20 protein-coding genes are annotated in these 18,435 nt (G+C 62.7%); 9 read left to right on the forward strand and 11 right to left on the reverse strand.

From position 1 onward, the window contains the following. Positions 1-247: 247 nt before the first annotated feature. Entirely contained in the window at positions 248-1,171 is a 924-nt protein-coding gene (locus tag J7E82_RS07325; protein ID WP_214861970.1) for an endonuclease domain-containing protein, read from the reverse strand. A gap of 120 nt (positions 1,172-1,291) precedes the next feature. Continuing rightward, positions 1,292-1,936, reverse strand: a complete 645-nt coding sequence (gene purN, locus J7E82_RS07330) for a phosphoribosylglycinamide formyltransferase (protein WP_214861971.1) — start codon at positions 1,934-1,936, stop codon at positions 1,292-1,294. A gap of 38 nt (positions 1,937-1,974) precedes the next feature. On the opposite strand from purN, the gene J7E82_RS07335 reads away from it, so the two are divergent. After that, complete coding sequence (locus J7E82_RS07335) at positions 1,975-2,397, forward strand: hypothetical protein (protein ID WP_251041575.1); 423 nt, start codon at positions 1,975-1,977, stop codon at positions 2,395-2,397. Positions 2,398-2,438: 41 nt separating this feature from the next. Here the strand turns inward: J7E82_RS07335 and J7E82_RS07340 are convergent, their stop codons facing one another. Next, complete coding sequence (locus J7E82_RS07340) at positions 2,439-3,785, reverse strand: DUF6350 family protein (RefSeq protein WP_214861972.1); 1,347 nt, start codon at positions 3,783-3,785, stop codon at positions 2,439-2,441. Positions 3,786-3,901: 116 nt separating this feature from the next. Here J7E82_RS07340 and J7E82_RS07345 point away from each other — a divergent pair, with 116 nt between their 5' ends. Further along, positions 3,902-4,363 carry a DUF4383 domain-containing protein gene (locus tag J7E82_RS07345; RefSeq protein WP_214861973.1) on the forward strand — a complete coding sequence of 154 codons (462 nt, stop codon included), beginning with the start codon at positions 3,902-3,904 and terminating at the stop codon, positions 4,361-4,363. Between the two features lie 197 nt (positions 4,364-4,560). Here the strand turns inward: J7E82_RS07345 and J7E82_RS20590 are convergent, their stop codons facing one another. Beyond that, positions 4,561-4,776 (reverse strand): hypothetical protein, encoded by a 216-nt coding sequence (locus tag J7E82_RS20590; protein ID WP_251041576.1) that lies wholly within the window; start codon positions 4,774-4,776, stop codon positions 4,561-4,563. Positions 4,777-4,935: 159 nt separating this feature from the next. Continuing rightward, the gene (locus tag J7E82_RS07355) at positions 4,936-5,985 is read right to left on the reverse strand and encodes a VOC family protein (RefSeq protein WP_214861974.1); all 1,050 of its coding nucleotides are present in this window, start codon (positions 5,983-5,985) and stop codon (positions 4,936-4,938) included. Between the two features lie 192 nt (positions 5,986-6,177). Here J7E82_RS07355 and J7E82_RS07360 point away from each other — a divergent pair, with 192 nt between their 5' ends. Then, positions 6,178-7,500, forward strand: a complete 1,323-nt coding sequence (locus J7E82_RS07360) for a serine hydrolase (RefSeq protein ID WP_214861975.1) — start codon at positions 6,178-6,180, stop codon at positions 7,498-7,500. Between the two features lie 36 nt (positions 7,501-7,536). Here the strand turns inward: J7E82_RS07360 and J7E82_RS07365 are convergent, their stop codons facing one another. After that, complete coding sequence (locus J7E82_RS07365; RefSeq protein ID WP_214861976.1) at positions 7,537-8,847, reverse strand: erythromycin esterase family protein; 1,311 nt, start codon at positions 8,845-8,847, stop codon at positions 7,537-7,539. 196 nt (positions 8,848-9,043) lie between these two features. On the opposite strand from J7E82_RS07365, the gene J7E82_RS07370 reads away from it, so the two are divergent. The 4 genes from J7E82_RS07370 (at position 9,044) to J7E82_RS07385 (ending at position 12,027) form a co-directional block, all read left to right on the forward strand. Then, entirely contained in the window at positions 9,044-10,480 is a 1,437-nt protein-coding gene (locus J7E82_RS07370) for a flotillin family protein (RefSeq protein ID WP_214861977.1), read from the forward strand. After that, on the forward strand, positions 10,473-10,712 hold the full coding sequence (locus tag J7E82_RS07375) for a hypothetical protein (RefSeq protein WP_214861978.1): 240 nt from the start codon (positions 10,473-10,475) through the stop codon (positions 10,710-10,712). The genes J7E82_RS07370 and J7E82_RS07375 overlap by 8 nt, the downstream gene beginning before the upstream one ends. A 73-nt stretch (positions 10,713-10,785) precedes the next feature. Beyond that, positions 10,786-11,406 (forward strand): L-threonylcarbamoyladenylate synthase, encoded by a 621-nt coding sequence (locus tag J7E82_RS07380; RefSeq protein ID WP_214861979.1) that lies wholly within the window; start codon positions 10,786-10,788, stop codon positions 11,404-11,406. 180 nt (positions 11,407-11,586) lie between these two features. Beyond that, a complete protein-coding gene (locus J7E82_RS07385) occupies positions 11,587-12,027 on the forward strand; it encodes an SRPBCC family protein (protein ID WP_214861980.1) in 441 nt (146 codons plus the stop codon). A gap of 62 nt (positions 12,028-12,089) precedes the next feature. Here J7E82_RS07385 and J7E82_RS07390 read toward each other — a convergent pair whose 3' ends face one another. The 3 genes from J7E82_RS07390 to J7E82_RS07400 all read right to left on the reverse strand — a co-directional run bounded on the left by J7E82_RS07390 (position 12,090) and on the right by J7E82_RS07400 (position 13,155). Continuing rightward, positions 12,090-12,467 carry a VOC family protein gene (locus J7E82_RS07390; RefSeq protein ID WP_214861981.1) on the reverse strand — a complete coding sequence of 126 codons (378 nt, stop codon included), beginning with the start codon at positions 12,465-12,467 and terminating at the stop codon, positions 12,090-12,092. A 63-nt stretch (positions 12,468-12,530) separates the two neighbouring features. Next, a complete protein-coding gene (locus tag J7E82_RS07395) occupies positions 12,531-12,773 on the reverse strand; it encodes a hypothetical protein (protein WP_214861982.1) in 243 nt (80 codons plus the stop codon). A 106-nt stretch (positions 12,774-12,879) separates the two neighbouring features. Further along, positions 12,880-13,155 carry a hypothetical protein gene (locus tag J7E82_RS07400; RefSeq protein WP_214861983.1) on the reverse strand — a complete coding sequence of 92 codons (276 nt, stop codon included), beginning with the start codon at positions 13,153-13,155 and terminating at the stop codon, positions 12,880-12,882. 809 nt (positions 13,156-13,964) lie between these two features. Between J7E82_RS07400 and J7E82_RS07405 the strand changes: the two genes are divergently transcribed. Together J7E82_RS07405 and J7E82_RS07410 are read left to right on the forward strand one after the other, a co-directional pair. After that, on the forward strand, positions 13,965-15,095 hold the full coding sequence (locus tag J7E82_RS07405) for a glycosyltransferase family 1 protein (RefSeq protein WP_214861984.1): 1,131 nt from the start codon (positions 13,965-13,967) through the stop codon (positions 15,093-15,095). A gap of 2 nt (positions 15,096-15,097) precedes the next feature. Then, entirely contained in the window at positions 15,098-16,468 is a 1,371-nt protein-coding gene (locus J7E82_RS07410) for a UDP-glucose/GDP-mannose dehydrogenase family protein (protein ID WP_214861985.1), read from the forward strand. Between the two features lie 4 nt (positions 16,469-16,472). On the opposite strand, the gene trxA is transcribed toward J7E82_RS07410, so the two are convergent. Both trxA and J7E82_RS07420 read right to left on the reverse strand, forming a co-directional pair. Then, positions 16,473-16,907, reverse strand: coding sequence for a thioredoxin (gene trxA, locus J7E82_RS07415; RefSeq protein WP_214861986.1), 435 nt, complete (start codon positions 16,905-16,907; stop codon positions 16,473-16,475). Between the two features lie 258 nt (positions 16,908-17,165). Further along, positions 17,166-18,428, reverse strand: coding sequence for a plasmid pRiA4b ORF-3 family protein (locus J7E82_RS07420; RefSeq protein ID WP_214861987.1), 1,263 nt, complete (start codon positions 18,426-18,428; stop codon positions 17,166-17,168). Positions 18,429-18,435: the final 7 nt, after the last annotated feature.

Consider the following 18,435-nt stretch of genomic DNA (forward strand, 5'->3'; position numbering starts at 1 on the left):
AGATCACCGGGGAAAAAGGAATCTAGTCCTCGTTCTCGGCAAAAGAAACAGTGAAGGGCCCACGGCGTGATCCCCAACGCCCGGCTAGCTCACGGCCTCAACGAACCATAGATGGACGGCGTCGGCAGGCGACCACAAGGACATTTTCAAACCCGAACGGGCGTCCCACAAGAGACAAACCGGCTAGCTCGCAGTTGTGGTCGTTAAAACCCGTTTTAACGACCACAACTGCCAGTTACTTGGGCGATCAACCGCGGCTGAGCAAAGCACTGCGGACCTTGGCGACGGCGGCTCGGGCATCGTTCCGCATGTGTCGTTTTGAGATCCGCACCAGAATCCAGCCCGCTCGGCTGAAATCCTCCTCTCGGGCGATATCCCGAACGATCTGAGCGGGCTCAGAATGCCCGTCGCCCTCGTACTCCACGGCTACGCGATGTTCCGGATAGGAAAGATCGGGTTGACGGACGACGCCGGAAGCCAGCTCCGCGGGCACGTTCAGTTCCGGTTCGGGCAGTCCCGCGCGTTCCAGGGCCAGCCGAAGCCTCGTTTCGGGAGCCGAATCCGCCCCGATCCGCGCCTGTTCCAATGCAAGCCGGGCCTTGCGGATGCCGGGCGTTCCCTTATGCCGGCTAAGCATGTCGGCGAGCTCTTCCAAGGTGGAGTGGGGTTCCGTCCGTCCTTCAAACTCCGGACGAGGGAAGCGCAAGAGGTGATCAGCCACAACAGTGATCTCGTCGACGTCCATTTTGCGGGCGCAGTCCAGCCACGTTCGCGCCCGGCTCGTGATCAGCAATCCGTCGATGCTCTCGATCTCATCCTCAAAGAACTGACCCACATGGCCAATTACGCCCCTACGGCGCGCAATGGCCATAGTGTCAGGCCGCGAGATATGGATCCCAGGTCGATCGCTGCCGGGAAGAAACCCTGGAAACTTCCAGAGCGTGAATGCGGTGGCATGCGATGCCGCCGAAAACTCCGTCACGAGAGTGAACGGGCGCACCTGTGCCGACAGTTCCATGGCGGTTTCCCCGAGTGGATTTCGAATCCCCCGGCTCGGCGCGTCCAGCGCGCGGTATCTCAACCGTCGTCGGGAGACCCCGGCGTCGAGCGCTTCCTGAATGGTGAACGGAGCCGAATCCATAGGCTCCGGCAAGGGCTGCAGATTCCTCATTGCCCCATGCTTGCAAAATCGGAGGCAGCACCGAGGGGTTATCCACAGTCAGGGCGCTCCCCGCCCAAGTAACTAGCAGTTGTGGTCGTTAAAACGGGTTTTAACGACCACAACTGCGACTCAGTTGGGTGAGCCGGCGGGGTTGGGTGAGCGGGCGGGGTTGGGGGTCGCGGCGGGGTTGGGTGAGGCGGCGGGGTTGGGTGCGTCGGCGGCCAGCTCTGCGAGGGTCCGCACCAGGAGGCGGCGCTCTACCACCTTGATGCGTTCGTGCAGGCTTTCCTCGGTGTCGCCGGGTTCAATGGCCACGGCTTCCTGCGCAATGATGGGGCCTGTGTCCACGCCGGCGTCGGCCCAGTGGACAGTGCAGCCGGTCACTTTGACGCCGTAGGCCATCGCGTCGCGAACTCCGTGGGCGCCTGGGAACGCCGGCAACAATGCCGGGTGGGTATTCAGGTATTTGCCGTTGAAGGCGTCGATGAATTCCGGACTGACGATACGCATGAAGCCGGACGAGACCACGACGTCGGGCGAGTAGGACGCGACCTTTTCAGTGAGTGCTGCATCCCATTCTGCCCGCGTGGGGAACGAGTTGAAGTTGACCACGAAGGTCTCCAGCCCTGCTTCGGCGGAGCGCTCGATGCCGTACGTTCCCTCCCGGTCTGCTCCGACGGCGGCGATGTCGACATCGAGCTCACCTGATTTCGCGGCGTCAATGACTGCCTGGAGATTTGAGCCGGAACCGGAGACGAGGACAACTATGCGCATCGCTCTAGCTTATTGGCGGTTCGCGTAGGCTGGAAAACATGATTCCCGACGGCGGCCCCCAGCCCCTCTCCCACCCGCTCAGCGACACCGCGAAGTCCGCCCTCGCGCTAACCCGAACACTGTTCCGCGCCTTCCTGTTGACGGTGCTCGGATCGTTCTTCGTCTACTCGCTGAACGTGAGCTACCTGTGGCTGAGCGCCATCCTGACCGTGGCCAGCGCGGTACTTGGTGTGGTGGTGCTGGTGCGCACCCTGAAGTACAAGCAGCCCAGGTTAGTGCTGTTCGGGACCATCTCCGGGCTGATCGTCACGGGCATCATGTGCCTCTTGCTGCTCTTCTCCGCGCTCTTCTTCAACCAGCTGCGTACATTCCAGGACTGCGCCCGGCCGGCGTTGACCGAACAAGCCCGCAATCTTTGCCAGGTGGAGCTGGAGAAGTCGCTGCCCACTGGCATGAGGTGAGCGGCGCCCCTGGATCCACCACGGGGGCCGACCCAACGGCGTCAGGCGCGGTCGGCGTCGTACTCTACTGAGTCGAGGTCCGCTTCCCGCAGTTTCTGGCGGTGCTCCAGCCACGGCCCGGCCGCGTAGCCAATGACGACGCCGATCCCCACCTCGGCGGCCAGCCAGACTGCCGTCCAGAGCGGGTCGGGGCCGATTTCCGTGAGCCGGCCGATCCCGGCGGAACCGCGGGCCAGCCAGGCCAACCCTCCCGCGAGCAGCCCGGCAGCCGTGCCAATCAGCACTCCCAGCACGAGCGTGGAGCAGGTTGCCGTGAACCAGCGCGCTTTGATCTTGATGGCTAGCCATTCGTCGAAGTGGTTCTCGCCTTCGCGGAGGAACCACCAGCCTGCAAGGATTCCGGCAATGATCGGCAGCGCCAGCGCGGCGGCACCGTATTCGAGCGGCCCGTGAGGCAGGGCGCCCAGGACCGGGATAGCAGGGAGGGGTCCGACGGCGGTGTCCAGCGCCCCGGCCTGGGAGCCGACGCCGAGGGCAACCCCTTGTCCGGACGCCCAGGCGAGCGTGTAGATGACGAGGTTGGGCAGGTAACCGAGCTGCGCGATTGTCAGTACGGCCCCGCCCAACGCGCCGGCCTCGAGGCCCTCGTAAATGGCAATGATCTGCGTCCAGTGCAGGAAGATATCGGCGGCAAGTAGCAGGGCGGACAACGAAACCGCCGCCATCGCGGCCAGGAATCCGGCCTTGGCCGCGGACGCGAGGTAGGATCCGGCCCACCGCGAGTGCTGGCTGGTCCGCGCGATCCAGTCCACAGCGTCGACGCCGATCAGCCGACTCCAGGAACCCGACTCCCGTCGCGCGCCCACCACCATGCCCAGGCCAAAGGGGATCAGCGGGATGAACATCGCGGCCCAGAGGTTGATGACGACGTCGGACGTGCGGCAGACAAAACCAGTGGCCGCGCTGAAGGATACATAGACGGCCCACGAACCGAGCAGCGCCTGCCAGAGCTGGTCCGTGTAAGAGGCACGGGCCAGGCGTCGTCCGGCCCGCCAGGCAAGCAGGAAGGGAATCAGCGTGAGCCCCAGCGGGATGAGGGACAGCACGCCGGAACCCTCGGCGCCGGCGCCGGTCGCGCTGCCTGCGCCGTTGCCGAGGTTGGCGAGCTGAAGCGGTACCCCGTGGATCAGGAGCCAGGCTTGGCCTCCCAGCCTGGCGAGGGCTTCGATGTCCCTGTTCTGGAATCCATTTGTGAACCAGACCGCCACTAGCGGCAGGACGACGATGAGTGCCGAGATGATGGCCGCCTGCGCCGACTCGAGGGCACCCTGCAGCCACAGGGGCATCGGCAGTCCACGTTTTCCGGTTTGATCAGCGCGCAGTTTCATCGTGTTCCATGGTGCCACGCAGGCGCTGAAGGTACCGTCAACCCGCCCATCCCAGCGCTTTTTCCATAAAGCAGACGTAAAATTGGACTGTTCGCAGACAGTGGATGGAGGCAGAGATGGCTACCGCAAGCCCACATGCACACGGCGTTCATTTCGGACGGCAAGACGTCCAGAACATCGGCATGGGCGTAGGTATTCTGTTGATGCTGGTGGGCATCCTGGGATTCATCCCGGGCATCACCATGCAGTACGGGGAACTAAGGTTCCTGGGACCCGATTCGCACGCAATGCTCCTTGGCCTGTTCCAGGTTTCCATGCTGCTCAATATTGTGCAGCTGGTCATCGGGGCAATCGGCTGGGCAATGGCCCGCACGGGCCATGGCGCGCGGAACTTCCTCATGGGTTTCGGTGCCCTGTATATCGTGCTTAGCGTGTACGGCCTGAGTGTTGGGGTTGATTCGGCGGCCAACTTCCTGTCGCTGAACACTCTGGACAACTGGACGCACATGGTGCTGGGCATTCTGATGATTGCTGCCGGCTGGATGTTTTCACGGCACCTGGCAGAGGACAGGAGATAGCCCGGATTAGGTTAGACCGGGATTAGAGGAGCCGCCAATGGGTTGGGCAATGACGCAAATCTAACGAGTCGAACATAAAACGTTGGTGCGGTTCTCGTGGCTACATGTCACGGGACCCGCACCAGCTTTTTTTGCCCTGTTTCGTACGTTTCAGAAGCCGTGGTTGGCTCAAACCGTAATGGGGTCTTATTGTGCCGCTAGCCGCGCAGCGCCGATTGGAAATGGCTGGCCAGCTCCTGCCAGAACCCATCAATGTCGCCATCCAAGGCAATCGCAGCCAATCTCTCGTGCTCAACGGCAATGTCATGCAGGTCGGTGTAAGTGCGGTGGTCGACCGCGAGGTAGAGGCGCAGCTTGGTCTCCCAACCATTCCAAAGACTCTGCAGCGATGTGCATTTCCCGCAACTGTCCACCAGGCGGCACAGTTCCGTCGAGAATGGCGGTACGCAGCACGCGGTAGACTCCGTTCAGCGTCGTCGTGCCCTGCGCGTCCCAAGCCCCTTCGTCCCCTGCTCCGGGCTCGGCCTCGTGGCACGGTTTCAAACACACCGGATCATGCAGCGACAATGCCGTTAGTCCTTGCCCGGCGTCATGATCTCCGAACCGGTGACATATTCCATGGCTTGCACAAACTCCGGCCGGGCGGCGCGTTCGTAGGCCTCTTCTGCTGTCAGTTCCGCCACCCTGCAGTGGATCCACCACAGGTTGCCGAAGGGGTCGCGGACCCTGCCCACCCGCTCTCCCCAGAACATCTCCGTCATGTTGGTTACCGCGGTGGCACCCGCCGCCAGCGCCGCCGCAAAGGTGGCATCGCCGTCGTCCACGTACAACCTCAAGAACGCCGGAGTCGGTGGCCAGTTCGGGCGCGAGTCGAAGGCAAGGATGTTGGAGTCGCCGATGCGCGCTTCCGCATGGCCGATCGAGCCATCTTCCATCGGCACGCGGAAGGCCTCCTGGGCGCCGAATGCCGCAGTGATGAAATCGAGGACGCCGGCAGTGTCACGGGAAATGATCCACGGCTCAACGGAACGGTAACCCTCCGGGACAGGTCTAACCCCCTCCGCCCGTGGCGGAGCGGTCATGTTGCGGACGAGTTCCGGTACGTCTTCCCTCCTGTTCTCCCGTCCTGTCATGTGGCGGTCCAGGGAATCGATGGCGTAGCTCATTCCCGCGGCATATTCGGGGGCTTGCCAGCGTCGGGCAGCTTCATCCTCGCTGACAACCTCCATGTGGGACATGATCCACCAGACGTTGCCGAGCGGGTCCTGGATCCTGCCGCCGCGGTCACCCCAGGCGCTGTTGTCGAGTTCGGACACCGACCTGCCGCCTGCGGCGAGCGCCGCAGCAAAGGCGGCATCGGCGTCGTCGATGTACAACCGTAGATACGCCGGGGTTTCGGGCCAATGCGGGCGGGAATCGAAGGCCAGGACCACGGAATCGGCGATTCTTGCTTCCGCATGGCCGATGCTGCCGTCTTCACCAACAACGCGATCGATCTCTTTGGCTCCGAACGCCTTGGTCATGAATGTGAATAATGCGTCCGTGTTCCGGGAGATGATCCACGGACTGACGCTGGAGTAGCCAGCGGGGACGGTGCTGATTATCGGATCTGCCTTCGTCACGACTGCTCCTTTGCTGGGTTTCAGTCCAAAGCCCAGCTTAGGACTGCTTCAGGTCAGGTTACGTCCTGAATTGATTTCCACCTTGAGTGTGCCCGGGGACTCTTGACTGCGGCCGGTCGGCTGGGGAGCATCAAAAGTGTCGGGGGCAGCGTTCTTACGTCGGCTGTGGACCGGCAGACGGAAGGTTCTCAGATGGCTGCGGCTCGCCTCCACGGATCACCCATTCGCGTGGGTGCTTTGTTGAGCAGTGCCGCCCTCATGGTCGGCGTGCTCCTCGGCGGCTGTATCGGCGAGCCGCAGCCGGCACCTTCCCAGCCAACCCTGCCGCCTACGACGACGGCTCCACCCACCGCACCAACGCCCACCGCAGCGAGTCCGCCGTCTTCCCCTCCCCCGAGCCCGACGGCCACTGCGCCGCAGACAGCGGCAGTTCCGGCGTCGTCCTCCCTGAGGGAACTCAAGGCAATCCTCGAGCTGTTCAGCCAGGAAATGTTCGAGGCCGGCGCGTCGGCAGTGCTGATCAAGGCGAAAGTGGGACAGGAGGAGTGGTCGCATGCCGCCGGGGTCAGGAGCCGTGATGGCAACGATCCTGCACAGCTCAGTGATCCGGTGCAGGTGGGCGGCATTACCCAGACCATGGTGGCCGTTTCCGTGCTGAAGCTCGTGGACGAGGGCAGGCTGGTGCTGGACGAGCCCATGACCAAGTACTTGCCCGAGTTGGAGGAACTCGTGCACCCGCCGGAACCATATTCGGTGCGTAGGCTCCTGAACCACACTTCCGGCATGCCTGACTTTTACGATCCCCTGCTGCGGTCGGCGCCGCTGAGGCAGATTCTGGCCACTCCGCTCAGCGCCCAGCAGCGGCTTGCGCTGGCCGGCACGGTGCCTTGGCCCAAGAGGGTGGGGCAGGGCTTCAGCTATTCCAGCTCAAATTATGTGGCCCTGGGGATGATCGTTGAACGACTCCGTGGCAAGGCACTTGCTGAGGCGCTGCGGGATGACATCCTGGGTCCGCTGGGCCTGCGCGGCACAACCATGATCGACGACGGACCGGCGCCTGCCAGCTTAGTTCGCGGCTACACGCTGGTCGACGGCGAACTGGTGGACGTTGGGTACTCCCCGATGCAAAGCGGCTCCGCATCCGGCGGCATGGTTTCTACCGTGGATGATGTAAATACCTTCTACAAGGCCCTGCTGCGGGGCCAACTGCTGTCTCCGGCCAGGGTGGCTGAGATGAAAGGCCTTGTGTACGCCGACTATGGTTTGGGCTTGTCCCAGTGGAATGACACCTGCACCAACGGCTTCTATTACGGTCATCCCGGCGATGTTCCCGGCTATGGGACCATCGCCATCAGCAGTGCTGACGGCAATCGCCAGCTGGCCATATCGGTCGCCTATCCGCCGTCGCCGCTGCCCGCACGGTCCAATGCGATCGTGCTGGAGATGGCGGATCTCGCGGAAGACGCGTTGAATACCACCTGCCGTGGCCTCCAATTTCGGTGGAACCGGAGCTAGGACTCCTCCAGTGCCCCGACGCCGGGACCCGTCCGGCTAGGAGATCTCCTTGAGGAAGAGCACACCGTCAGTGCCGTCGAGCTGGTCGGGCTCCAAGGGGAAATAGCCAGTATCTTCGGGGGCGTCCATGCGGAGGGTGAGGTCCATGACCGTGTTGCCCAACGCCGTCGAGAGTTTCCGGGCATCGAGAACGTACTTCCCGCCTGGGAGGCGACCAAGTTCTTCCTCGAGGGTGCCCTCCTCAGGCGCCGGGATGTCGTGCTGCGAGGCGGAGCCCAGCGCGCCAGCTATGAAGGCATATCGCCTACCGGATTGGGCGGCGGCAATGGCGCCGGCGCTCCACCATTCCAGCGACATCTCGCCCAACTGCCAAGTGCTCAGGTTCTTCTGCAGGTGGCGATTGTGGGCGAAGACCAGGGTGGGGCCACGCTCCGCCTCGTGATCGGAAACGGCTTTGAGGTTCTCGGCCATCATGACGTCCCGCAGGGCCATGAGCCGTGCCACCCGGGAGGGGTCAGCATCAGCCGTTTCGGCGTGATACCGGAGCAACCCCGCCGCCGTTCGGGCGTTGAGGACGGCCCGCCACCAGTCATCGGGCGAGGAGGACTGAATCAACCGCGGGGACTCGGCTGCAAGTATCACCAGCAGGTCGTCCGCGATGAGCCGGAGCCGGCTGACTTCCAGAGAAGCCCCGATCGATTGCGCGGCATCCATGATGGCTGCCGGATTGGTCCATCGTTCGTCCTCCCCGACGAGGTCCTCGATAAGGTCCCGCGTGAAGGGGTCGCGTCCGACGGCGGACTGGTTCGCCAGGTATTCGTACACCGCCAGCAGCGGCGTGCGTGGGCTTTGGGCGCTGGTCATCTCGATGGGGGCATCGAAGCCGTAAAAGCGGAGCCTGTCTTCCGGCAAGTGGTCCGCGTTGTATTCGCGCATCCAGGACACGAGCTCACGATTGGCCGCCAACTCACCGAAGCCGTGGCTGAAGCCGTACTCCATCACGTCCTCCAGCTCGCCGGCCCCTGCCTCGACGAACACATCCACCTCCACGCCGGCCAGGCAGTCACTCTCCAGTGCTATGGAGCGGTAGCCCTGATGCTCCACGAGGTGTTGGAAAGCCTGGTTCCTCAGCCGCAGGAACTCCTCTTCGCCATGCATGGGTTCCCCGAGGCCGAGGAGGCGGGGCTGGGTGCCTAGGGATCGGATGAGGGCCGCGAGGGCGGGCCCGACGCCGGTGAGGTCGCCGCCGTCGTGCAGGTCGCCAACGTGGGAGGTGCTGCCGCCGTCGGTGGACTGACCGCCGTCGAAACGCCAGCCGGCGTCCTCGAGCGAAAGGTGAGCATTCATTGGATCCCCTTTTCCATGGCGTTGCGGCTGTCTCTACGGTAGCCCCGCTGAGCCTTCAATGCAGGGGCTTTCAGGCGCGATCTGAACAATTGCTGGACTCTTTGCGGGGGCCCAATCAGACTGTGTACAGAGCCGACACCTGGCCTATGGGGGGTCTGACCCTGTGTCTGTTCAATGACGTTGAAAGGACACCGTCATGCAGGACCTCGGAGCTTTCTTCCCGCTTATTTTCTGGATTATCGGCGCGCTGGCGGTAGTTGCCTTTGTCTGGATTGCTACAAAGGCAATGTGGAAGGTTGCGGAACCTAATGAAGCCCTCATCATTTCCGGCTTGACGCGGGCAACTCTGGAGAACGCCGACGGCATGGACTTCAAAATTGTCACGGGCAAGGGAGCCCTTGTGATCCCAGGGTTGCAGACGGTCAGGGCGCTGAACCTGACCCTCAATGAAACTGAACTAAAGGTTTCTTGTGTGACGTCCCAAGGAATCCAGGTGATTGTGGAGGGCATTGTCATCTACAAAATTGGAGACGCTCCGCCCTTTATCGCAAATGCTGCTCGACGGTTCCTGGGGCAACAGCCGAAAATGCAAAGCCAGGTGTATAACGTCTTCGAGGGCCATTTGCGCTCGATTATTGGCAGCATGACTGTGGAGGAAATCATCCGCGAGCGCGACAAACTGGCGTCCCAGGTTCGCGGTGCCAGCGGTATCGAAATGGCAAAGCTCGGCCTGGTGGTTGATTCGCTCCAAATTAAGGACCTGCAGGATCCCACCGGGTATATCCAAAACATCGCTGCACCCCATATTGCGCGGGTCAAGATGGAGGCCCGCATCGCGGAGGCCACCCGCAACCGTGAGGCGTCTGAGAAAGAGGCCGAGGCTGCAGCAATGATTGCGGATGCGCAAAGCGTTTCCGCGATCAGGCAGTCGGCTGCGCAGGCAAATGCCGAACGGGCGAAGGCCAATGCGGCGCAGGCGGGTCCCCTGGCCGATGCCACGGCCAGGCAGCAGGTCGTGGTGCAGGAAACTGAAGTGGCCAAACTGGAGGCGGACCGGGAGGAGCAGAAGCTGCAGACCACCATCCGGAAGCCTGCCGATGCCAAGGCTTATGCCCAGCGAACCGAGGCCGAAGCCCAAAAGTCCGCCGACATCAGCGCTGCGGAAGCGCGAGCCAGGCGGACAGAGCTTGAGGCACAGGCAAATGCGCGGCGGGTGGAAGTCGAGGCGCAGGCGAGCGCCACCGCCGCGGCGGCGATGGCGGGCGCCACGCGGGTGACTGGTGAAGCCGAAGCTGCCGCCACAAAGGCACGGGGTGAGGCGGCGGCGTCGGCGGTGAAGGCCAAGGCACTAGCGGAGGCTGAGGGCATCAAGGCCCGCGGCGAGGCGCTCGAAACCAATCAGGATGCCGTTATTTCGCAGCAGCTCGCTGAGAACATGCCAGCCATCGTCTCGGCGGCTGCAGAGCCTTTTGCCCACGTGGACCACATGACGGTCCTGAACGGCGGCGATGGCCTGAACAACATGGTGGGCGGAATCCTGTCGCAGGTGGGAAGCTTCCTGCCGACGATCTCTTCTGCCTTGCGGAACGGGAAGGACGGGGCCAGGCGACCGACGAATGCGCCTCATGCGTAAGAATGTAGATCGGAGCTTCACGGGCAAGATCGGACGGGTGACCGGGCGAGTCGCGCCAGGGACGATCGGCGAGGTCATGCTTCCCTATCACGGTGGAACCAGCGCCTATCACGCCTACCCCTTTGACGGCACCAGTGAGTTTCTTGTTGGCGAGAAGGTCCTGGTGATCTACTACGATCCCCCGCTGACCGTATATGTAGATGAGCTTCCGGATGTTCTGAGGCACGACTGAACGCCCGGACATTCGCTGGCGCTTGTTCCGCCCCGATGCTGCGGGATTGGCGCCTCCCCCATAGGCTCTTTGCATGGCCAGATACTTTGACGTCCACCCTGAAGATCCCCAGCCGCGAGCAATCAACCAGATTGTTGAGCTTCTGACGTCCGGTGGGCTGATCGCCTATCCGACTGACTCCTGCTACGCCTTGGGCGCACAGCTGGGCAACAAGGAGGCACTGGATCGCATCCGCACCATCCGCCAGCTCGACGACAAACATCACTTCACGCTGGTGTGCAAGGACTTTGCCCAGCTGGGCCAGTTCGTCCAGATCGACAACGACGTTTTCCGCGCCATCAAGGCTGTGACCCCAGGCGCCTATACCTTCATCCTGCCGGCAACCCGGGAAGTCCCGCGCCGGCTAATGCATCCAAAGAAGAAGACGGTCGGCGTGCGCATCCCCGACCACAGGTTTGTCCAGGTTCTCCTGGCCGAACTGGGCGAACCATTGCTATCCAGTACGCTGCTGCTTCCGGGACAGAATGATCCACTGACGCAAGGCTGGGAGATCAAGGAAGAGCTGGACCACGTGCTTGACGCAGTGGTTGATTCAGGCGATACCGGCGCGGAGCCGACGACGGTGGTGGACTTCTCGGGTGGTTCTGCCGAGGTTGTGCGGCGGGGAATGGGAGACCCTTCGCGGTTTGAATAGCTTGGGGCCGAGTGGGTGTTTCAGGCCTATTGACAGCGTTGAACCACAGGGCCAATCTTGGATCGTCGAAGCCAAGTTCGTCATGGTTTCGGCGTGATTCCTTAATCAAACCGCTCATCTCACGGCCCGGGGCTGGGGCGACCGCGACTTCCGACGGATCAACACTCCAAAGGAGGGGCCATGCCCATCGTCCAGGAAAGCATCTTCATTCCCAAGCCGCCCCAAGAGGTTTTCGATTACGTATCGGATCCGAATCATCTGCCCGATTGGGACTCCTCCATCATTGAGTCCCAGCAGATCGATGACGGACCGGTCAAAGTCGGCACCCGTACAAAAGGAAAGAGCAAGGTCCTGGGACGCCGCTTCGATTGGACCACTGAAGTCACCGAATTCGATCCGCCACGGCGGGCAGTATCACGTGGTGAGGGCGACCTGAACTTCACGATCACACTCACAACGGAACCGGAAGGGGATGGAACCCGTTTCACCAACCGGATAGAAGCGGACTCCGGCCTGGGCGGTGTTTTCGGAAAGGTCGCCGATCCTCTCGTTCAGAAGGCCCATTCCCGGACTACTCGGGCGAACCTGGAAACGCTGGTGGAGATCCTTACGGAACACTGAAATCGGCCACTGAAAGGCCACTGAAAGCAGAGCGTCGAAGCCATGCCCGTCATGGCTTCGAATCAGGGCTCAAGCCGCTTGCGCAGGAGGCAGAACTCGTTGCCCTCAGGGTCGGCCAGGACGTGCCATTGCTCGTGGCCGGTCTGCCCGACGTCGGCGGGACGGGCGCCGAGGGCGAGCAACCTTTCCAGCTCGGCGTCCTGGTCCCTGTCGACGGGGTTGACGTCGATGTGCAGGGGGAGCCTTCCGATCCGCGGATCGCTGCTGGGACTCAGGATGATGGTGGGCTGCAGGCCGCCGAACCCGGCGTCCGGCGGGCCGATCTCGATCGCACCATCCTCCCTGTCGAGCTCGACGTAGCCGAGGACCTCGCTCCAGAACCGCGCGAGCCGTTCGGGGTCGGCGCATTTGAGGACCAGTTCGCTGATACGGGATGCCATGAAGCTCAGTGTACGGACACACTCGGTGCGAATGCAGTCAATATCCGGTCCCGCCGAAGGCAGCTAGGGCCCGGATTCAAGCTCCTTGACAAGCCTGTTGAACTCCTTGTCCCACGTGTCGTGGTCGTACTTCCGGTAATTGCGCTGCAGTTGTTGCAGCCGCCGCATTTCAGCCCACGGATCCACGTCTACGACGGCGGGCGGGGTGCGAACGGGAGGGCGGACCCTGGCGGGCGGCGCGGTAGGGCGGATCCTGGCGGGTCTTTGGTTCCTGATCTGGGGATTCCTTGGGTGATTGCCAATCATGATAAGGACGAAAATAATACCCAGCAGCACACCCACCCATGGATAGGTGATAACAACAGCCAAGCCCAAGAGAAATATCCAGAACATCTACCTCACCGACTCGAAACTACTGGAGACGTCGTGCCGACGAGGAGGCCGAATGTTTGGAAATGTCGAGCGCATCGAACTCCGCCTGCCATGCCTTGAGGTCTTCTGCCCTCCACTTGCGCTGTAACGCCCGGCTGCGTTTGAAATCGGCCCACGGGTCAAGGTCGGCCGGTGTCTGGTCGGCGGTTGCGTAGTCGGAGGACTCGTAGTCCGTCGTTGCGGCGATCAGGGAACGGATCGCGATGATGCCGACCACGACCAGGATCAGAAGGAGGGCGACGCCCACCCCACCCATTTGCCTCACTCCTCAGAGAAGTTGTGTGCCTTTCAGTATATCGAGGTAGGAACTCAGGCGGCAGGGGAAAATACCGCGCTTGAGGGCGGTTTCCGAGGTCGGTCCAGGGTTTTTAGAACGTTTGGCTTAATTGTCCTGAACGTCTTGACAGGGGCAAGCGGCAGGGCCAATCTTGGAGCGTCGAAGCCATGCCCGCCATGGGTTCATGAGGTTTCTTTTTCAATCCGCTCATCTCACGGCTCGGCGCTGGGGCGCCCGCGATTTGGCAGAATCGCAGGACGTCATGATGCGCAAGGTGGATCATTCCGGCGTAGAGGTACATGGCCCAACCACCGAAGTGCTGAGTCATTGGCCGAGTCTGGTCTTGGCATTCGTGTTGGCGCTGGCATGGCTGCATTTCGCCGGAGACTCGCGCGTCCTCGCTGAAGATGCGACGTCCGAGGCAACGGTACAAAGTTCAAAGTCTTTGCAGTTGCCCAGGCCTCCCATCAATTTGCCGGCTGGCTCCCCTGAACTCTGGAGGTTCCGGCTTCTCGGCGGTCCCGTCATGGCTCGTTAGGCGGCGTCGTGCACTTCTCTCACCTCCCAAACAGGTTCGCCATAGTTGAGCTTCCCGACAATTGCAGCGACTGTCATTGCCGCCGGGCTTACCCTCCGGCCTGCCTCAACTCATCGGACAACCGGAGTCCGGCTCGCTCACTAGGTGAGCCAGGCCGCCGTCGCGCCTTTACCACTCTGTTCACCCAACCTTCCCCCTGACGCAACCCCCACTCCCCCGCCTCTTCAGCCCCGGCGATCACGCTTAATGCGTGAGGATCGCAATCGTTGCCGAATCATTCCTGCCACTGATGAACGGGGTCACCCACTCGATCCTGCGGGTGCTGGACCACCTGCAGGAGCGGGGCGACGAGGTGATGGTGATTGCGCCGTCGACGTCTGACGCTGAAGTTTCCGACGTCGTCAAAGGCGCCTTTGTTTACCGCCTCCCTTCAGTGCCGCTGGCCGGCTACACGAACGTGCGGGTGGCGTTGGGCGGCGTGCATCGGGTCAAGAGAATCCTTGCCGATTACGCCCCCGACGTCGTGCATCTCGCGTCGCCGTTCGTGCTCGGCTGGCGGGCAGTGCAGGCCGCGCACCAGCTCGGGATCCCCACGGTGGCCATCTACCAGACTGAGGTTCCCAGCTACGCTGCGCGGTACGGCGTGCCGTTCCTGGAGAACTGGGCCTGGAATCGGGTGGACAACATCCACGTCCTGGCCACCCGCACTCTTGTACCCTCCACTTTCGCGCTGAACCAGTTGCGCGGCCGCGGAATACTCCGCGTGGATATGTGGCGGCGCGGTGTGGATACCGCGCGATTCAACCCGGCCAAGCGCTCCGACGCCTGGCGAAGATCGGTGGCGCCCGAAGGCGAGCGCATCATCGGCTATGTGGGCCGGCTGGCCATCGAAAAGCAGGTGGAGGACCTCGCCGTGCTGGCAGATGTCCCGGGCACCAGGCTGGTCATTGTCGGCGACGGCCCGCAGCGCGAGACGCTCGAGGCAGCCCTCCCCCAAGCCACCTTCACGGGCTTCCTTGGCGGCGAGGATCTGGCCCAGGCGGTGGCATCGTTCGACCTGTTCGTGCATCCCGGCGAGTTCGAAACCTTCTGCCAGACCATTCAGGAGGCCATGGCCTCAGGCGTGCCGGTCGTCGCCACCGGCCGCGGCGGCCCCTTGGATCTGGTGGAAAACTCCCGCACCGGCTGGCTCTATGAACCCGGCGACCTCACCGAACTCCGCAATTACGTCCAGGACCTGATGGGCGATGACGCCAAGCGCCGCGCGTTCGGAACGGCGGCCCTCGCTTCGGTCCAAGGACGGACGTGGCCAGTGCTGAGCGCGGAACTGGTGCGGCATTACCAAGAAGTTGTCCGTGAACACTCAGTCGTGAGGAATTGACCATGAAAATCTCTGTCGTCGGCTGCGGCTACCTCGGTGCCGTGCACGCTGCCACCCTCGCTTCGATGGGCCACACCGTGGTGGGCGTCGACGTCGACCTCCACAAGCTCGAACAGCTCGGCAAAGGCTTCGCGCCCTTCCACGAACCCGGCCTCGACGAGCTCCTGCGCCACGGCCTGGACACGGGACGGCTCAGCTTCTCCTCGGATTTCGCCAGCGTCGCCAAAGCCCAGGTCCACTTCCTCTGCGTCGGGACGCCACAGTCCAAGACTTCAGATACCGCAGACCTCCGCTATCTGGTCGCAGCCACGAAGGCTCTGCTCCCGCACCTGGCCAAGGGTGCCGCCGTCGTTGGCAAGTCCACCGTTCCGGTGGGAACCGTGGAGATGCTCCAAGGCATACTGGCGCGTCGTTCGGACGTCCTGCTCGGCTGGAACCCTGAATTCCTGCGACAGGGAACGGCAGTGAAGGACTCGCTGGTGCCGGACCGGCTGATCTATGGGGTGCCGGGCGGCAAGGGCGCCGCCTCCGGTAAGCCGGTCACCGCCATGCTCGACGCCGTCTACGAACCCCTGATCGGTGCCGGCATCCCGCGCCTGGTCTGCAACTTCGCGACGGCGGAACTCATCAAATCGGCGTCGAACGCCTTCCTCGCCACGAAGGTCAGCTTCATCAACGCCATGGCCGAACTCTGCGACGCGTCCGGGGCCGACGTCACCGAACTGAGTGATGCCATGGGAATGGATCCGCGCATAGGCAACCGCTACTTGCACGCCGGGCTGGGCTTCGGCGGCGGTTGCCTGCCCAAGGACATCCGCTCCTTCCGTTCCCAGGCCCGGACCCATGACGTCCGCTCTATTCATGAATGGATGGGTCTGGTGGACTCCATCAACCTTCGCCAGCGAACGCGGACGGTCGAGGTCGCGAAGGACATGTGCCATGGCTTCCTCTCCGGCCGCACCGTGACTGTGCTGGGCGCCGCGTTCAAGCCGGACACCGACGATATCCGGGACTCCCCCGCCCTCGACGTCGCCCTGCAACTCGCCGCCGCCGGTGCCCACGTCACGGTCACCGATCCCAAAGCCATCAACAACGCGTGGATGCGCTACCCGCAGTTGCGTTTCGAGTCCTCCACCAAGCGCGCCCTCGAAGGCGCCGAACTCGTGCTGCTGCTCACCGAGTGGGACGAATACCGCGATCTGTCGCCGGCCGCCGTCGGGGAACTCGTACGACGCCGGATGGTGCTGGACGCGCGGAACGTGCTGGAAGCTTCCGCCTGGCGGGCGGAGGGGTGGACTGTCCGGGGGCTTGGGAAGGGCGCGAACACTCCGGTTCCGCAGTCGGTCCCCGGCATCCCTAACCAGTACTGCTAAGGGCCTAACCAGTACTGCTGAGGGTCCCGTCCAGCCAGGAACGCAGGGCGGGAGCCGGCGCGGCGCCTGTCTGCCGCGATACGACTTTCCCATCGACGAGCATCACAAGGGTGGGGATTGCCTGGATGTCGAACCGGTCAGAGAGCCGTGGTGCATAGTCCACATTGACGCGCACCAGCTTTAGGCTGCCCGCCCGTTCCGTCGCCAACTGGTCAAGCGCGGGGCTAACCATGCGGCAGGGACCGCACCATTCTGCCCAAAAGTCGACCAGGACGGGCACGTCAGACTGTTCGGCCACCTGAGGGAAGTCGCTCTCGCCGGACTCAACAATCCAGGGAAGCCAGTTGTGGCAATTCGCGCAACGTGGTTTGCCCGATGAGGCGGCCGGGACACGGTTGGACTTGCCGCAGTGCGGGCACTGGATGATCGCCTTGTTCATGGTGGTTCCGGCCCCTCTCTCATCAGCTCTTTGTTGGATTCAACGACGAAACTGTGGAGGAACTTCCCGATCTCCCTGCGCCTACGGGAATGGAGTCAACAAAAGCAGGGATCCACTACCAAATCTGGTTTCCTGCAACACCCCTTTGACTACCGGTTTCCAGGCTGAGCGACGGGATAATGCACGAGTGACCCTTGTCATGAGAGCCCTCCTTTTACCGAATGAAATGGCCGCCCCGGCCAGTTTCCGCCCCGGTGACTAAGCTGCCCGCTCCCTCATCCGACGCTGGACGTCGAGCAGGAACCTGAGTCCGGCGTCGGACAGCTCACCATGGAGCGAGCTCATCCAGCTGGGCGATTCGTTCAGCACCAGGCACCGCATGGATTGGCCGATTTCGCGGCTGAGTTCGTGTACCCATTCAAGGGGAATATCGCCGCCGTCGTGTGCCCTAAGGCCCTCCTGGTAAAGCGCCATCTGGATGATCTTGCCCCGCTTTTCAATGGGCGGTGGGGTCCCTTCCACAGCCCAGTGAACCAAGAGTTGTGTCATCACACGGTCGGCGGGGTGCGCAGGAAAGGCCAGGCAATCCGCGGCGTAGTCCCACAAGACGGCAGGATCACCGGCAACGCGGCGGCCCGCAGGAGTCAGGGTCAGCCGGTCCTTCAGTTTGCGCAGCAGTTTCCAGTCCTGCAGCAGGGAGCGAAGCCTGAGGATGGGATTGACGTTGCGTTCGTTGCGGCCTGTCCCGAACCATTCGTCATCCCATCCCAGTTCGGTCATGGCACGTTTGACTATTGCCGGCTTCAGATAGCCGGCGGAGGTCAGTTCGAGTCCGTCGGGCGCCGCTTCATGGAGCAGCCACAGCAGGGGCGCAAAGACTGATTCCATGTCCTTCGACGTCGGATCGCCGGGCCAAAGCCTGCGGCCCAGTTGGTGGAGACGCCCGTTGATCTCCACAAGGTCGAACGCAGCCGGGTCAAAATCCTCGGCTTGTTCACCGGTTACCATTTCGAACCATTCCGCGGCGTCCAGGTATTCAGGGTGACTGGGATTGCCAAGGACCTTGATGAAGTTCGCGTAGCCGCCAGTACCGCCGGAGTCCTCCACCGGTCCCCTCATCGCGCCATCGAGGCAGATAATGGTGTTTTCGCTGATCTTCGCCGGACCGATGACTTCGACCCTGTGGGTCCACGTGTCACCGAAATCGTACTCGTACTCCACGGCTGTGCCTGGCTGCGCCGGATCGATGAGCTCCAGCAGCCTGACGTCGTCGGCCGCCTCGGTATCCGACTCATTAACGTCGTCGTCGCCACCGATTATGACGCGCGGCCGGCCCTCACGGTCCACTGCCCGAACACCAAAAAGGTGGTAGTCCTGCCACCCGAAGGCTTTCTGGATAGCGCCATGGAGTTCAGAGATTGTGACAGTCTCGGGGAGCACTACCTGCCGCCAGATAAGTGGATCAGTATCCGTGATGCTGATGCGGAGTTCGACGGCGGGAACCTGCTTGGGTGCGTCCATTCAGCTA

It is taken from the genome of Arthrobacter sp. ISL-30, from assembly GCF_018613855.1.
Lineage (GTDB): Bacteria > Actinomycetota > Actinomycetes > Actinomycetales > Micrococcaceae > Arthrobacter.

Bases quoted from the DNA above. Each gene is read 5' to 3' on its own strand.
- J7E82_RS07325 (WP_214861970.1), bottom strand. From the start codon at position 1,171: ATGAGGAATCTGCAGCCCTTGCCGGAGCCTATGGATTCGGCTCCGTTC.
- purN (WP_214861971.1), bottom strand. From the start codon at position 1,936: ATGCGCATAGTTGTCCTCGTCTCCGGTTCCGGCTCAAATCTCCAGGCA.
- J7E82_RS07335 (WP_251041575.1), top strand. From the start codon at position 1,975: ATGATTCCCGACGGCGGCCCCCAGCCCCTCTCCCACCCGCTCAGCGAC.
- J7E82_RS07340 (WP_214861972.1), bottom strand. From the start codon at position 3,785: ATGAAACTGCGCGCTGATCAAACCGGAAAACGTGGACTGCCGATGCCC.
- J7E82_RS07345 (WP_214861973.1), top strand. From the start codon at position 3,902: ATGGCTACCGCAAGCCCACATGCACACGGCGTTCATTTCGGACGGCAA.
- J7E82_RS07360 (WP_214861975.1), top strand. From the start codon at position 6,178: ATGGCTGCGGCTCGCCTCCACGGATCACCCATTCGCGTGGGTGCTTTG.
- J7E82_RS07365 (WP_214861976.1), bottom strand. From the start codon at position 8,847: ATGAATGCTCACCTTTCGCTCGAGGACGCCGGCTGGCGTTTCGACGGC.
- J7E82_RS07370 (WP_214861977.1), top strand. From the start codon at position 9,044: ATGCAGGACCTCGGAGCTTTCTTCCCGCTTATTTTCTGGATTATCGGC.
- J7E82_RS07375 (WP_214861978.1), top strand. From the start codon at position 10,473: ATGCGTAAGAATGTAGATCGGAGCTTCACGGGCAAGATCGGACGGGTG.
- J7E82_RS07380 (WP_214861979.1), top strand. From the start codon at position 10,786: ATGGCCAGATACTTTGACGTCCACCCTGAAGATCCCCAGCCGCGAGCA.
- J7E82_RS07385 (WP_214861980.1), top strand. From the start codon at position 11,587: ATGCCCATCGTCCAGGAAAGCATCTTCATTCCCAAGCCGCCCCAAGAG.
- J7E82_RS07390 (WP_214861981.1), bottom strand. From the start codon at position 12,467: ATGGCATCCCGTATCAGCGAACTGGTCCTCAAATGCGCCGACCCCGAA.
- J7E82_RS07395 (WP_214861982.1), bottom strand. From the start codon at position 12,773: ATGATTGGCAATCACCCAAGGAATCCCCAGATCAGGAACCAAAGACCC.
- J7E82_RS07400 (WP_214861983.1), bottom strand. From the start codon at position 13,155: ATGGGTGGGGTGGGCGTCGCCCTCCTTCTGATCCTGGTCGTGGTCGGC.
- J7E82_RS07410 (WP_214861985.1), top strand. From the start codon at position 15,098: ATGAAAATCTCTGTCGTCGGCTGCGGCTACCTCGGTGCCGTGCACGCT.
- trxA (WP_214861986.1), bottom strand. From the start codon at position 16,907: ATGAACAAGGCGATCATCCAGTGCCCGCACTGCGGCAAGTCCAACCGT.
- J7E82_RS07420 (WP_214861987.1), bottom strand. From the start codon at position 18,428: ATGGACGCACCCAAGCAGGTTCCCGCCGTCGAACTCCGCATCAGCATC.